This window comes from Pseudomonas sp. F01002, assembly GCF_004402115.1.
GTDB classification, from domain to species: domain Bacteria; phylum Pseudomonadota; class Gammaproteobacteria; order Pseudomonadales; family Pseudomonadaceae; genus Aquipseudomonas; species Aquipseudomonas frigoris.
Genome location: NZ_SOPU01000033.1, coordinates 106,116 through 120,640, shown reverse-complemented (window position 1 = coordinate 120,640; position 14,525 = coordinate 106,116). Strand labels below are relative to the sequence as shown.

Genomic DNA, 14,525 nt, shown 5'->3' with positions numbered 1-14,525 from the left:
CTTAGCGGTCCACGTCGGCCATAACGAAATCGATACTACCCAGGTACGCAATCAAGTCCGCGACCATGCTGCCTTTGATCACCGAAGGGATCTGCTGCAGGTGCGGGAAGCTTGGGGTGCGAATCCGGGTGCGGTAGCTCATGGTGCCGCCATCGCTCGTCAGGTAATAACTGTTGATGCCCTTGGTCGCTTCGATCATCTGGAAGGATTCGTTGGCCGGCATGACCGGGCCCCACGAAACTTGCAGGAAGTGCGTGATCAGGGTCTCGATGTGCTGCAGGGTGCGCTCTTTGGGCGGCGGCGTGGTTAGCGGGTGATCCGCCTTGTACGGGCCTTCCGGCATGTTGCGCATGCACTGCTCGATGATCTTCAGGCTCTGGCGCATTTCTTCGACACGCACGATGCAACGGTCGTAGGCATCGCCATTGGCGGCCAGCGGCACTTCGAATTCGAAGTTCTCGTAACCGGAGTACGGGCGAGCTTTACGCAGGTCGAAATCGCAACCGGTCGAACGCAGGCCGGAACCGGTGACGCCCCATTCCAGGGCTTCTTTGGTGTTGTAGGCGGCGACGCCGATGGTCCGGCCACGCAGGATGCTGTTGTCCAGTGCTGCTTTCTGGTATTCGTCCAGACGCTTTGGCATCCACTCGATGAAGTCTTTCACCAGTTTTTCCCAGCCGCGCGGCAGGTCGTGAGCGACGCCACCGATGCGGTACCAGGCCGGGTGCAGACGGAAGCCGGTAATGGCTTCGATCACCGTGTACGCCTTCTGACGGTCGGTGAACGTGAAGAACACCGGGGTCATGGCGCCGACGTCCTGGATGTAAGTCCCCAGGAACAGCAGGTGGCTGGTGATCCGGAAGAACTCGGCCATCATGATGCGGATGACGTCGACCTTCTCAGGCACCTTGATACCGGCCAGCTTCTCGACCGAGAGCACGTACGGCAGGTTGTTCATCACGCCGCCGAGGTAGTCGATACGGTCGGTGTACGGAATGAAGCTGTGCCAGGACTGACGCTCGGCCATCTTCTCGGCACCACGGTGGTGGTAACCGACGTCCGGCACGCAATCGACGATCTCTTCACCGTCCAGCTGCAGAATGATGCGGAACGCACCGTGCGCGGAAGGGTGGTTAGGACCGAGGTTGAGGAACATGTAGTCCTCGTTCGCACCGGAACGCTTCATGCCCCAGTCTTCAGGCTTGAAGCGCGCAGCTTCTTCTTCAAGCTGTTGCTTGGCCAGGGTCAGGCTGAACGGGTCGAACTCGGTGGCACGGGCCGGGAAGTCCTTGCGCAGCGGGTGACCTTCCCAGGTCGGCGGCATCATGATGCGGGTCAGGTGCGGGTGACCGGCAAAGTTGATGCCGTACATGTCCCACACTTCACGCTCGTACCAGTTGGCGTTCGGCCAGATGCCGGTCACGGTCGGCACGCTGAGGTCGCTCTCGGACAAGGCGACCTTGATCATTACGTCACTATTACGTTCGATCGACATCAAGTGATAGAACACAGTGAAGTCGGCGCCGCTTGGCAGCCCTTGACGCTTGGTGCGCAGACGCTCGTCCACGCCGTGCAGGTCATAGAGCATGACGTACGGCTTGGGCAGGTTACGCAGGAAGGTCAGGACTTCGACGAGTTTGGCGCGGGCAACCCAAAGCACCGGCATGCCGGTGCGGGTAGGCTGGGCGGTGAACGCCTCGGGGCCAAAACGGTTGTTCAGTTCGACGACCACATCCTGGTCGTCTGCCTTATAAGGCGGGATGTACAGAGCACTGCCTGTAGTCATGGTTATTTATCGCTTTCGGTCAACGTAAAGAATGAAGCCAGTGTCTCGTTCTATAAAAGAAGCAGGTCTGGATCAGACTTCGTCGGGGCTGCGCAGGTTGGTGACTGCGATTCGCTGTTCGCGGCGCTGTTCCTTTTGCGAAGGCATCTCGGCGCGGTATACGCCTTGATCGCCAACGACCCAGGAAAGCGGACGACGCTCCTGTCCAATGGACTCCTGCAACAGCATCAAGCCTTGCAGAAAAGCTTCAGGACGGGGCGGGCAGCCAGGCACGTAGACGTCCACGGGCAGGAACTTGTCCACCCCTTGAACGACGGAGTAGATGTCGTACATGCCACCGGAGTTGGCGCACGAACCCATGGAGATAACCCATTTAGGTTCGAGCATTTGCTCGTAGAGACGCTGAATGATCGGCGCCATCTTGATGAAGCAGGTACCGGCGATAACCATGAAATCCGCCTGACGCGGCGATGCCCGGATAACCTCGGCGCCAAAGCGCGCGATGTCGTGAGGCGCCGTGAAGGCGGTGGTCATTTCCACGTAGCAGCACGAAAGACCGAAGTTATACGGCCACAGGGAGTTCTTGCGCCCCCAGTTGATCGTGCCGTTAAGCACGTCTTCGAGCTTGCCCATGAAAATGTTTTTGTGGACTTGATCTTCTAACGGATCGGAAACGGTTTCCCGTTCGCCAATCGGATACTGCTCGTTAGGAGCATCGGGGTCGATCCTGGTGAGATTGTATTGCATTGCCAAAGCCTCATTGTTTCAGCTTCGCTTGCCGCTTACGACGAGCTTCCGGAGCCCAGTCAAGGGCGCCCACTCGGAATAGGTAGACAAGGCCTGCCAACAGAATTGCTATGAAAACGAGAGCTTCGACGAATCCGGTCCAGCCGCTTTCGCGGACGGACACAGACCAGGCAAAGAGAAAAAGGGCTTCGATATCGAAGATCACGAAGAGCATCGCGACCAGATAGAATTTGGCTGAGAGCCGCAGACGGGCGCCACCTGTAGGTAGCATGCCGGATTCGAACGGTTCGTTTTTGCTGCGGCCCCAGGCTTTTGACCCGAGGAGGCTGGAGACGCCGAGCATGAAGGCACAAAGGCCGACGACGCCCAGAAGGAAAATGGCAAAGCCCCAGTTGTGGGCCATGAGTCCTGTCGCTTCGGGCATGCTGGTAATCCTTAACAGAGAGCAAAGGTCTCTGAGCTTGAAAAGAAACAAAGCAGTGACGATATGTCGCAGCAATCAATCCCGCTGATTTTATGGCACATCACCGTGCAAGTAAAATTCAGATAGCGAAATTATTTATAGGAATAAGGACATAGCGCACCTCCAGAACCCTGTAGCCCATGCGGTTCGGGCATTAGCTGGCATTTCATCAATTATGTTTTGTAGGGAATGTAACGAACATAGTTGCGTCTAAATGATAATCAATATTGTTTGAGGTGGTTTTTAAACTGTTTAACGGGTGGGTGGCCAGAAAGTTGTCATATATGCGCGTTACTGCAAGTAGCGCTCTGGGTAGTTTTACCTTCTTTTCCTGATCGAAAAACTGCTCTGGATCAATGATTTTCTCGCGGTTATCTGATCCATGTGGGAGCGAGCTTGCACGCGATGGCGGCCGTCCAGTCGAAGTTGTACTTGACATTCCGCCATCGCGGGCAAGCCCGCTCCCACAGGGATTGATGGTGTTTGTGAAATCACAGGCAAAAAAAACGCCCCGAACCAGTCGGGGCGTCAGATGTGCGACGTTGCGGTTAGCTTTCTATCCGGTCCGCAACGGCCGTTTGCTCAGGCGAATCGGATCAGTGGAACTGTTCTTCTTCAGTCGAACCGGTCAGCGCGGTTACCGAAGACGAGCCACCTTGAATCACAGTGGTCATGTCGTCGAAGTAGCCGGTGCCCACTTCCTGCTGGTGAGCCACGAAGGTGTAACCCTTGGCAGCGTCAGCGAACTCTTGCTCTTGCAGCTTCACGTAGGCGGTCATGTCGTTACGGGCGTAGTCGTGCGCCAGGTTGAACATGCTGTGCCACATGTTGTGAATGCCGGCCAGGGTGATGAACTGGTGCTTGTAACCCATGGCAGACAGTTCGCGCTGGAACTTGGCGATGGTCGCGTCGTCCAGGTTTTTCTTCCAGTTGAAGGAAGGCGAGCAGTTGTACGACAGCAGTTGGTCCGGGTATTCCTTTTTGATCGCTTCAGCGAAGCGACGAGCCTCGTCCAGATCCGGCTTGGCGGTTTCGCACCAGATCAGATCGGCGTACGGAGCGTAAGCCAGGCCGCGAGCGATCGCCTGGTCCAGGCCAGCGCGCACTTTGTAGAAGCCTTCCTGGGTACGTTCGCCAGTCACGAATGGCTGGTCGTACGGGTCGCAATCGGAAGTCAGCAGGTCAGCCGCGTTAGCGTCGGTACGAGCCAGGATGATGGTCGGAGTACCGGCAACGTCAGCCGCCAGACGGGCAGCGGTCAGCTTCTGTACAGCTTCCTGGGTAGGAACCAGTACCTTGCCGCCCATGTGGCCACATTTTTTCACGGAAGCCAGTTGGTCTTCGAAGTGAACACCGGCGGCGCCTGCTTCGATCATGCTCTTCATCAGCTCGTAAGCGTTCAGTACGCCGCCGAAACCGGCTTCAGCGTCCGCCACGATTGGAGCGAAGTAGTCGATGTAGCCTTCGTCGCCCGGGCCTTTACCGGCTTTCCACTGGATCTGGTCAGCACGACGGAACGAGTTGTTGATGCGCTTGACCACGGTTGGAACCGAATCCACCGGGTACAGCGACTGGTCCGGGTACATCGATTCGGCGGAGTTGTTGTCCGCAGCGACTTGCCAGCCCGACAGGTAGATCGCCTGGATACCGGCTTTAACTTGTTGTACAGCCTGGCCGCCGGTCAGGGCGCCCATGCAGTTGACGAAATCTTTCTCAGGACGGAAGGACGGCTTGGCACCCTGGGTCACCAGGTTCCAGAGCTTCTCGGCGCCCAGTTTTGCAAAGGTGTGCTCAGGTTGAACCGAGCCACGCAGGCGGACGACGTCAGCAGCGGAGTAAGCGCGTGTCACGCCTTTCCAGCGTGGGTTTTCAGCCCAATCTTTTTCGAGGGCTGCAATTTGCTGTTCGCGTGTCAGTGCCATGGAGATAAACCTCGTCGCATAGGTCTGGGGTGGAAAATTCCTGCTCCTGCCAAGTACGCATTAAGACGTGCGTAAAAGGCTGCTCGCTGACCAGAAGCTTAGGTGGTCAAGTCGGATTCGGCGGGGTAGGCGACGGGATGAACGATGGGCTCGAGGGGAAGTGAGCAGGTAAGGGCGAACTGGCGAGCGCATTCGGGCGTCGTGGGCCTTGGTACGAACTTCAGTGTGGAGCCGGGTTACCTAATTACGCTTCCGTCCCTCGGGACAACTTCGTTCCAGTCGGCAACCTCGTCAAACACACCTTGTGGGCGGTACAGACACGAAGCGGCTCGCGGGGTTGGTGCGAACGGCGCCTCGAAGGCCCTTGCCAGGGCCCCTGATTAGCGGGAGCGAGGCCATCATGCCTTTGCTTTTTTGTATCGTCAAACGTTTTGTAGTGCTTTTTTTATGGCACTACATCTTTGGTCTAATACGACTAATCAGTCAGTTTTCGGTGGTTTAGTCCAAAGTATCGACTTTCACCCGCAGGGTCATGTCATCCCGGCCCTGAGTCGAGTAGCTGCGGGTCTGGCCCTGTTTGTCGGCCTGAGTCTGGCGGTTCATGCCGGCCAGGGTGATCCATTCACCCAAGCGTCCTGTGACAGTTGTGTCGGTACTTTGCACATTCACTACATCGGGGCGTTCCTGGCTCATGCGGTCACGATTGGTACTGATCGCCAAGTGAACGATGTCGCCGGTGACGCTGGCGGTGACGTAGAAACCCTGGGTGACGTTGCGGTATTCGGTCTTGCTGCGCAGGTCGCCGTAGGAATCGGTCTGAGTGCTGGTGAGCGGGACGCTTTGGCCGACCTGGATCAGTGCCGGCGCGCCTTCGCTGGCCTGGATCTGCTGAATCCCGCCGTCACGGCTGTCGGTGCTGCGGTTGATGATGCGAGTCTGGCTCGGTTTCGCACCGTTTACCGAGTAACCCTGATCGCCCTGGAAGTTGTTTTCGTTGGTGTCGACAGTGATCAGCAGACGTTTGGCGGCCACATCGAGTTGCATGATCAAGGCTTTAAGTTCGTCGATCTTGCGCTGATCGGCATTGACGATCAGTTGGTTGCCGTAGGCGCTGACCTGGCCCTCCTTGCCGATGAAATCCTGGGCCATCGGCAGCATGTCGGCACTGGTACGGTAGTTCAGTGGCACGATCTCGGTGGCTGCCATGGCCGAAAAACTGCAGCTCAGCAGCAACGTGGTGAGCAGGGTGCGTAGGGACATATCCGTTATCTCCGACATCTTGAAGTGTTGATATTGCCAGTTTGTCGGCCCGGCGTGGGGCAAGTTGAATCGTAGACAGCAAAACGCCCCGGCATCGGTTGAAGACGGGGCGTTTTGTGTGTTCTTGCGGGCCTCATCGCGAGCAAGCTCGCTCCCACAGTGGATCAATGGTGTTGCTGCATTCTGTGGCAACACCTAAAACCCTGTGGGAGCGAGCTTGCTCGCGATGAGGGCACCTCGGTGTCAGGCTGAGTGCCTTACCATGTCCACATGCGGAATGCCTGCTTCCAGGAATTCCTCACTGACCAGGCTGAAGCCCAGGCGCTCATAGAACGCCGTGGCTTGTACCTGTGCGCTCAGCATCTGCTGCTTCAGTCCGCGCTTCTCGGCTTCACCGATCACCGCTTGCATCAGCGCATCGCCGACTTTCAATCCGCGCCAGTCTTTCAGCACCGACACCCGGCCGACGTGGCCATCGGGCAGCAGGCGGGCGGTGCCAATCGGAAAGTCGCCTTCGAAGGCCAGAAAATGCACCGCCGTTGCGTCATCAGCATCCCATTCCAGCTCAGGCGGAACGGATTGCTCGGCGATGAACACCGTCTCACGAATGCGCCGGATCTCGGCGTTGTCCTTTTGCCAGTCTGCGACACGAACGTGGATTTTATTCATCAGCGAACCCCAGGCTGCCTTGCTTGACCAGCTCGCACAGCAGGCCGCGGCCGTCTTCGTCGTTCAGCCAGTCACCGAGGTTGTCGGTGTGCAGGGCGTCGGCGGCGCAGATCAGTTTCAGCAGCTCGCGCAGTTTGCCCGGCAGGTAACGGCTCTGGCCACTGGCGAACAGCAGCAGGTCGTCATCGACTTCGGACCAGGCCATGCGTGCGCTCGGGTTGCGGATCAGCACGGCGCCTTGTTCAAGGCTGGCGAGGAAGTCTTCTTCTTCGACTTCTTCCGGGCCGACGACCAGCTCCGGGTAGCGCGGCTCGGTCATGTACTGGCCGAACCAGGTCAGCAGCAGGCGCTCATCGCTCATGTGCTCGGCCAGCAATGCTTTCAGGCGATCAAGGGCGTCGTGCTGAATCTGGTGCGGATCAACCGCCGGCAGCGCGTCGGCATCGGTGTAACGCTCTTCATCGGTCAGGAACTGGCTGAGGAAGTCGGTGAAGTGAGTCAGCACTTCAGAGGCGCTCGGGGCGCGGAAGCCGACCGAGTAGGTCATGCAGTCATCCACCGCAACGCCGCAATGTGCCAGACGCGGCGGCAGGTAAAGCATGTCGCCCGGTTCCAGAACCCACTCATCGGTGGCTTCGAAGTCGGCGAGGATGCGCAGGTCGGCGTGTGGCAGCAGCTTGCTTTCGGAGTCGCACATCTGGCCGATTTTCCAGTTGCGCTTGCCGTGACCTTGCAGCAGGAACACATCGTAGTTATCGAAGTGCGGACCCACGCTGCCACCCGGGGCGGCGAAGCTGATCATCACGTCGTCGACGCGCCAGCTTGGCAAAAAGCGGAAGTTTTCCAGCAGTTCGCTGACTTCCGGCACGAATTGGTCGACCGCTTGTACCAGCAGGGTCCAGTCGCGTTCCGGCAGTTTGCTGAACTCGTCTTCAGCGAACGGGCCGCGGCGCAATTCCCAAGGGCGCTCGCCGTGCTCGATCACCAGGCGCGATTCGACTTCCTCTTCCAGCGCCAGGCCGGCCAGTTCGTCGGCGTCGATCGGGCTTTCGAATTCAGGAATCGCCTGACGGATGAGCAGGGGTTTTTTCTGCCAGTAGTCGCGCAGGAATTCGCGCGCCGTGATGCCGCCCAGAAGTTGAAGAGGAATGTCAGGATTCATGTGTAACCTATTGAAAAAAAGCACTTTTCAGACGGGAATAAAAACGCCCGGCGCTGCCGGGCGTCTCAAAAGGGTGAAGCGGTCGATCAGATGCGTTTGGCTTGCTCTACAGCGTTGCCGATGTAGTTCGCCGGGGTGAGCAGTTTCAGCTCGGCCTTGGCCGCGGCTGGCATGTCCAGACCGTCGATGAAAGTTTGCAGTGCTTCAGGGCTGATGCCCTTGCCACGGGTCAACTCTTTCAGCTTTTCGTACGGATTTTCGATGTTGTAGCGACGCATCACGGTCTGGATTGGCTCGGCCAATACTTCCCAGCAAGCGTCCAGGTCGGCAGCAATCTTCTGAGCGTTGAGCTCGAGTTTGCTGATGCCTTTCAGACTGGCTTCGTACGCGATCACGCTGTGGGCGAAGCCGACACCGAGGTTGCGCAATACGGTGGAGTCGGTCAGGTCGCGCTGCCAGCGGGAGATCGGCAGCTTGCTCGCCAAATGCTGGAACAGTGCGTTGGCGATGCCCAGGTTGCCTTCGGAGTTTTCGAAGTCGATCGGGTTGACCTTGTGCGGCATGGTCGACGAACCGATTTCGCCAGCGATGGTGCGCTGTTTGAAATAGCCCAGGGAGATGTAGCCCCAGATGTCGCGGTCGAAGTCGATCAGGATGGTGTTGAAGCGCGCGATCGCGTCGAACAGCTCGGCGATGTAATCGTGCGGTTCGATCTGCGTGGTGTACGGGTTGAAGCCCAGGCCCAGCTCGTCTTCGATGAAGGCGCGGGCGTTTTCTTCCCAGTCGATCTCAGGGTAGGCCGACAGGTGAGCGTTGTAGTTGCCGACAGCGCCGTTGATCTTGCCCAGCAGCGGAACGGCAGCGACTTGAGCGATTTGACGCTCCAGACGGTAAACCACGTTTGCCAGCTCTTTGCCCAGGGTGGTCGGCGAGGCCGGTTGACCGTGGGTGCGCGACAGCATCGGCACGTCAGCGAAACGGATGGCCAGTTCGCGGATGGCTTCGGCGGTCTGGCGCATCAGCGGCAGCATCACGTCATCACGGCCTTCGCGCAGCATCAGGGCGTGGGACAGGTTGTTGATGTCCTCGCTAGTGCAGGCAAAGTGGATGAATTCGCTGACAGCGGCCAGTTCCGGCAGCTTGGCCGCTTGCTCTTTGAGCAGGTATTCGATGGCTTTGACGTCGTGGTTAGTGGTGCGCTCGATCTCTTTGACACGCTCGGCGTGCTCCAGAGCGAAGTTTTCCGCCAGGGTGTTCAGCACAGCGTTGGCTTCGGCGGAAAACGCCGGCACTTCGCTGATGCCAGGGTGAGCGGCCAGGCGCTGGAGCCAGCGCACTTCAACCAGAACGCGAGCACGGATCAGACCGTATTCGCTGAAAATTGGGCGCAGGGCCTGGGTTTTGCCGGCGTAGCGGCCGTCAACAGGGGAAACCGCAGTGAGCGAAGAAAGCTGCATGGGGTGTTCTCGGACAGTCGGGCAACGAAATGGGGCGCGTATCATACATGAAAAAATCCGCCGGTCCGTTGCCAACTGACCAGCGTCTTACGCGTTACAAATTACAAATGGTCTTGCGGGCGCGGTTCAGCTGCTGCGCATCAGCGGGTAAAGCTCTTTCAGTAACTTGCGACGGCTGATCACCAACTGCCAGCGATGGCCGCCCAGCTGCCGCCACAGGCGCGCCGATCGAATCCCGGCCAGTAACAGGGCGCGGATTTTCGAAGCGTTGCTCGGTTGCTGCAGGTTGCGCATGTCGCCGTGGACCTGAATTCGCTGGCGCAGGGTGCTCAGGGTGTCCTGGTACAGGGCGCCGCACGCCGCAATGACGTTTTCGTGCGCCGGACCGAAGTGCTCAACCTGAGACTGAATCTGCGGCAGACGCTTGCCGATTACGTCCAGCATGTCGTTGCGCTTGGCCAGTTGACGCTCCAGACCGAGCATCGCCAACGCATAGCGCAGCGGTTCGCGCTGAAGGGTGCTTGGGTCGCGTTCCAGGGCGCCGATCAGTGCGCGGTAACCTTCACGCAGATTGATGTCGTCGCCGCCGTAGACTTCCAGGGTGTCTTTGGGGTCGCGAATCAGCAGGCTGCCGAGCATGCAGGTCAGGCCGGCTTCGGCGGTCTGGCCGGTCTTGGCGATCTTGTCGACCAGCACGGCGGCGAGGAACACGCCGCCCAGTGCCGTCAGTTGCTCCTGAGTCGGGCTCATTGCTGCTCGCCTTGAGGAGTGCCTTTGCTGGTCCACGGCTCCGCAACTTCGATCACGCCGCCGCCGAGGCAGATTTCACCGTCGTAGAACACCACGGACTGGCCTGGGGTGACCGCGCGTTGCGGGTCATCGAAGGTCGCGCGGTAGCCGGTGGCGGTTTTTTCCAGCGTGCACGGCTGGTCGCTTTGGCGATAGCGGACTTTGGCGGTCAATCGGCGTGGTTCGCTCAGGTCGATCGGGTTGACCCAATAGATGTCTGAAGCGAGCAGGGCGCGGGAGAACAGATACGGGTGGTCATTGCCTTGGCCAACGATCAATTCGTTGTGTTCAAGGTCTTTGATCAGCACGTACCACGGCTCGTCACTGGCGTCTTTCAGGCCGCCGATGCCCAGGCCCTGACGCTGGCCGATGGTGTGATACATCAAGCCGTGGTGACGGCCGATGACTTCACCTTCGGTGGTCTTGATCTCGCCTGGCTGGGCCGGCAGGTATTGCTTGAGGAAGTCGCTGAAGCGGCGTTCGCCGATAAAGCAGATCCCGGTGGAATCCTTTTTCTTCGCGGTGGCGAGTTCGTGTTTCTCGGCAATCGCGCGGACTTCAGGTTTTTCCAGCTCGCCGACCGGGAACAGGGTCTTGGCGATCTGTTCGCCGCCAACGGCGTGCAGGAAGTAGCTCTGGTCCTTGTTCGGGTCCAGGCCCTTGAGCAGCTCGGTGCGACCATCGATGTCGCGGCGACGCACGTAGTGACCGGTGGCGATCAGGTCGGCGCCGAGCATCATGGCGTAATCGAGGAACGCCTTGAACTTGATCTCGCGGTTGCAGAGGATGTCCGGGTTCGGCGTGCGACCGGCCTTGTATTCGGCCAGGAAGTGCTCGAACACGTTGTCCCAGTATTCGGCGGCGAAGTTGGCGGTATGCAGTTTGATACCAATCTTGTCGCACACGGCCTGAGCGTCCGCCAAGTCATCCATGGCGGTGCAGTATTCCGTTCCATCGTCTTCTTCCCAGTTCTTCATGAACAGGCCTTCCACCTCATAACCCTGCTCGATCAGCAGGAGAGCGGAAACGGAAGAGTCCACGCCGCCGGACATGCCGACAATGACGCGCTTCTTTTGTGTGTCAGAAGGGGCTGGATCACGCATAGGGATTCAATGAGTGTCTTGAAAAAGGACGCGATTCTAACAGGCCCAAGCCCGCAAGGCTAAAGAGAAGGGCGGATCAGTTCGAGAGCGAAGTGTTGACCGTCCAGATAATCATCAATACAGCGGATGATCAGCTCACTGCGCCAGTTTGCGCGCTGTGCCAGCAGTTCGTCACGCGTCAGCCATTTTGCGCCGACGATGCCGTCGTCCAGTTGATAGTCGGGGTGATGTTTGAGCGGTTTTGCGGTGAAGCAGACCCGCTGATAAGTCACGCCGTTGCTCGGGGCGGTGTAGAGGTAAATGCCCACCACGCCGGTCGGCTCGACGTCCCAGCCGGTTTCTTCGAGGGTTTCGCGTACGGCGGCCTCGATCAGGGTTTCGTCCGGGTCGAGGTGACCGGCGGGCTGGTTGAGTACCGTTCGTCCGTGCTTGGTTTCTTCGACCATCAGGAAGCGGCCGTTGTCTTCGACGATGGTGGCGACGGTGATGTGGGGTAGCCAATCCATAAAGCTTCCTCGATTTTCTATGTTGGAACAAAGATCAATGTGGGAGCGGGCTTGCTCGCGAAAGCGGTGGGTCAGCCAGCATGAATGTTGAATGATAAACCGCATTCGCGAGCAAGCCCGCTCCCACATTGGTCCGGTGTTCACATTGGATGTGTGCCAGAAACAGAAACCCCGGCACAGGGCCGGGGCTTCTTTGCATCCTTACAACCTTAAACCAGCGCAGCGATCGCGGCGTTGAAGGTGTTGCTTGGGCGCATGGCCTTGCTGATCAGCTCGGCATTGGCGTGGTAGTAACCGCCGATGTCCACTGGCTTGCCCTGAACGGCGTTGAGCTCGGCAACGATGGTTGCTTCGTTCTCGGTCAGGGTCTTGGCCAGTTCGCCGAACTGCGCTTGCAGTGCAGTGTCTTCGGTCTGGGCAGCCAGGGCTTGAGCCCAGTACAGCGCCAGGTAGAAGTGGCTGCCGCGGTTGTCGATGTTGCCGACTTTGCGCGATGGCGACTTGTTGTTGTCCAGGAACTGGCCGGTGGCCTGATCCAGGGTCTTGGCCAGCACCAGCGCTTTAGGGTTGTTGTAGGTCACACCCAGGTGCTCAAGGGAAGCGGCCAGGGCCAGGAACTCGCCCAGGGAATCCCAGCGCAGGAAGTTCTCTTCCAGCAGTTGCTGAACGTGCTTCGGTGCCGAACCGCCAGCGCCGGTTTCGAACAGGCCACCGCCGTTCATCAGCGGCACGATCGACAGCATCTTGGCGCTGGTGCCCAGTTCCATGATCGGGAACAGGTCAGTCAGGTAGTCGCGCAGTACGTTGCCGGTCACCGAGATGGTGTCCTTGCCTTCGCGAGTGCGACCCAGGGTGAACGCCATCGCGTCGACTGGCGACATGATGCGGATGTCCAGGCCGGAGGTGTCGTGATCCTTCAGGTAAGCCTGAACTTTCTCGATCACTACACCGTCGTGGGCGCGCATTGGGTCCAGCCAGAAGATTGCTGGAGTTGCGCTTGCGCGAGCACGGTTGACGGCCAGTTTGACCCAGTCCTGGATCGGCGCGTCTTTGGTCTGGCACATGCGGAAGATGTCGCCGGCTTCAACCGACTGTTCCAGCAGGGTGCGGCCAGCGCCATCGGAAACCCGAACTACGCCGTTGGACTTGATCTGGAAAGTCTTGTCGTGCGAGCCGTACTCTTCGGCTTTTTTCGCCATCAGGCCAACGTTTGGCACGCTGCCCATGGTGGTTGGATCGAAAGCGCCGTGCAGCTTGCAGTCTTCGATTACCGCCTGGTAGATGGTCGCGTAGCAGCGATCCGGGATCACGGCCTTGGTGTCGTGCAACTGACCGTCAGTGCCCCACATTTTGCCGGAGTCACGGATCATCGCCGGCATCGAGGCGTCGACGATAACGTCGCTCGGCACGTGCAGGTTGGTGATGCCTTTGTCGGAGTTGACCATGGCCAACGATGGACGAGCGGCGTAGACCGCCTGGATGTCCGCTTCGATCTGCGCTTGTTGCTCGGCCGGCAAAGCCTTGATGCGAGCGTACAGGTCGCCGATGCCGTTGTTCAGGTTGAAGCCGATCTGCGCCAGCACGTCAGCGTGCTTGGTCAGTGCGTCTTTATAGAACTCGGCAACGATCTGGCCGAACATGATCGGGTCGGAGACCTTCATCATGGTGGCTTTCAGGTGAACCGACAGCAGTACGCCTTTTTGCTTGGCGTCTTCGATCTCGGCAGCGATGAAGCTGCGCAGAGCGTTTTTGCTCATGACTGCGCAATCGAGGATCTCACCGGCTTGCACGGTGGTTTTTTCTTTCAGGACGGTGGTGGTGCCGTCTTGAGCGATCAGTTCGATTTTAACGGCGTCAGCGGCGTCGATCAGGGCAGCTTTTTCGCTGCCGTAGAAATCGCCGGTGCTCATGTGCGCGACGTGGGACTTGGAGTCCGCAGCCCAGGCGCCCATTTTGTGCGGGTGCTTGCGTGCGTAGTTCTTGACCGACAGCGGTGCACGACGATCGGAGTTGCCTTCGCGCAGAACCGGGTTCACGGCGCTGCCCTTGATCTTGTCGTAACGCGATTTGGCGAGCTTGTCGGCGTCGCTGGTCACGGTTTCCGGGTAGTCAGGCAGTGCGAAGCCCTGGGCTTGCAGTTCCTTGATCGCGGCTTGCAGTTGCGGAACCGAGGCGCTGATGTTCGGCAGCTTGATGATGTTGGCTTCAGGCGTAACGGCCAGGTCGCCCAGTTCGGCGAGGTGGTCGGCTACGGCGTTGTCACCCAGTTGCTCGGGGAAGCTGGCCAGAATGCGCCCTGCAAGAGAGATATCGCGGGTTTCCACGGCGATATCAGCGGAGGCGGTGAAGGCCTCTACGATAGGCAACAGAGAATAGGTGGCGAGGGCGGGAGCTTCGTCGGTGAAGGTATAGATGATCTTCGAGCGGGTGGGCATATTCGGATTAACTCTCTCTTCTTTGCTAAAGCGTGCGCAGAAAAACTCGAGGGGCGCCGGGTAAGCGCGTTCGTTCAAAGTCATCCATGAGCCGAATGTCGAGATTTCTTCGCGGTGATGTTGGGTGCATCAGTCGAGCGTCAAGCGGGTGGACTGCGGTAACAGTCCGGCTTTTTCGGGCCCAAAGCCTCGTAGTAGAAAGGTCGGCCGTCGTGACTCTGTGGTC

Annotated in this window: 12 protein-coding genes; all 12 read right to left on the bottom strand. The window is 58.8% G+C overall.

Annotation, left to right across the window (positions count from 1 at the left end; genetic code table 11):
• Position 1: 1 nt before the first annotated feature.
• Positions 2-1,786 (bottom strand): NADH-quinone oxidoreductase subunit C/D, encoded by a 1,785-nt coding sequence (gene nuoC / locus E3W21_RS27150; RefSeq protein WP_008146037.1) that lies wholly within the window; start codon positions 1,784-1,786, stop codon positions 2-4.
• A 72-nt stretch (positions 1,787-1,858) separates the two neighbouring features.
• On the bottom strand, positions 1,859-2,533 hold the full coding sequence (locus E3W21_RS27145; protein WP_008146035.1) for an NADH-quinone oxidoreductase subunit B family protein: 675 nt from the start codon (positions 2,531-2,533) through the stop codon (positions 1,859-1,861).
• A 10-nt stretch (positions 2,534-2,543) separates the two neighbouring features.
• Entirely contained in the window at positions 2,544-2,957 is a 414-nt protein-coding gene (locus tag E3W21_RS27140) for an NADH-quinone oxidoreductase subunit A (RefSeq protein WP_003223812.1), read from the bottom strand.
• Between the two features lie 635 nt (positions 2,958-3,592).
• Complete coding sequence (aceA, locus tag E3W21_RS27135) at positions 3,593-4,918, bottom strand: isocitrate lyase (protein WP_008032724.1); 1,326 nt, start codon at positions 4,916-4,918, stop codon at positions 3,593-3,595.
• A 498-nt stretch (positions 4,919-5,416) separates the two neighbouring features.
• Entirely contained in the window at positions 5,417-6,178 is a 762-nt protein-coding gene (locus E3W21_RS27130) for a secretin N-terminal domain-containing protein (protein ID WP_134422640.1), read from the bottom strand.
• A gap of 243 nt (positions 6,179-6,421) precedes the next feature.
• The gene (locus E3W21_RS27125) at positions 6,422-6,847 is read right to left on the bottom strand and encodes a GNAT family N-acetyltransferase (RefSeq protein ID WP_017339601.1); all 426 of its coding nucleotides are present in this window, start codon (positions 6,845-6,847) and stop codon (positions 6,422-6,424) included.
• Positions 6,840-8,009, bottom strand: coding sequence for a cupin domain-containing protein (locus tag E3W21_RS27120; RefSeq protein WP_134422638.1), 1,170 nt, complete (start codon positions 8,007-8,009; stop codon positions 6,840-6,842). Before E3W21_RS27120 ends, E3W21_RS27125 begins: the two co-directional genes overlap by 8 nt.
• Before the next feature lie 86 nt (positions 8,010-8,095).
• Complete coding sequence (purB, locus tag E3W21_RS27115; RefSeq protein ID WP_027925117.1) at positions 8,096-9,466, bottom strand: adenylosuccinate lyase; 1,371 nt, start codon at positions 9,464-9,466, stop codon at positions 8,096-8,098.
• Between the two features lie 126 nt (positions 9,467-9,592).
• Entirely contained in the window at positions 9,593-10,216 is a 624-nt protein-coding gene (gene hflD / locus E3W21_RS27110) for a high frequency lysogenization protein HflD (RefSeq protein ID WP_033057057.1), read from the bottom strand.
• On the bottom strand, positions 10,213-11,358 hold the full coding sequence (gene mnmA, locus E3W21_RS27105) for a tRNA 2-thiouridine(34) synthase MnmA (protein WP_008146022.1): 1,146 nt from the start codon (positions 11,356-11,358) through the stop codon (positions 10,213-10,215). The genes hflD and mnmA overlap by 4 nt, the downstream gene beginning before the upstream one ends.
• A 59-nt stretch (positions 11,359-11,417) precedes the next feature.
• Positions 11,418-11,864: an NUDIX hydrolase gene (locus tag E3W21_RS27100; protein WP_129436907.1), complete on the bottom strand. Its 447-nt coding sequence runs from the start codon at positions 11,862-11,864 to the stop codon at positions 11,418-11,420.
• 209 nt (positions 11,865-12,073) lie between these two features.
• The gene (locus E3W21_RS27095) at positions 12,074-14,299 is read right to left on the bottom strand and encodes an NADP-dependent isocitrate dehydrogenase (protein ID WP_134422636.1); all 2,226 of its coding nucleotides are present in this window, start codon (positions 14,297-14,299) and stop codon (positions 12,074-12,076) included.
• Between the last annotated feature and the right edge of the window lie 226 nt (positions 14,300-14,525).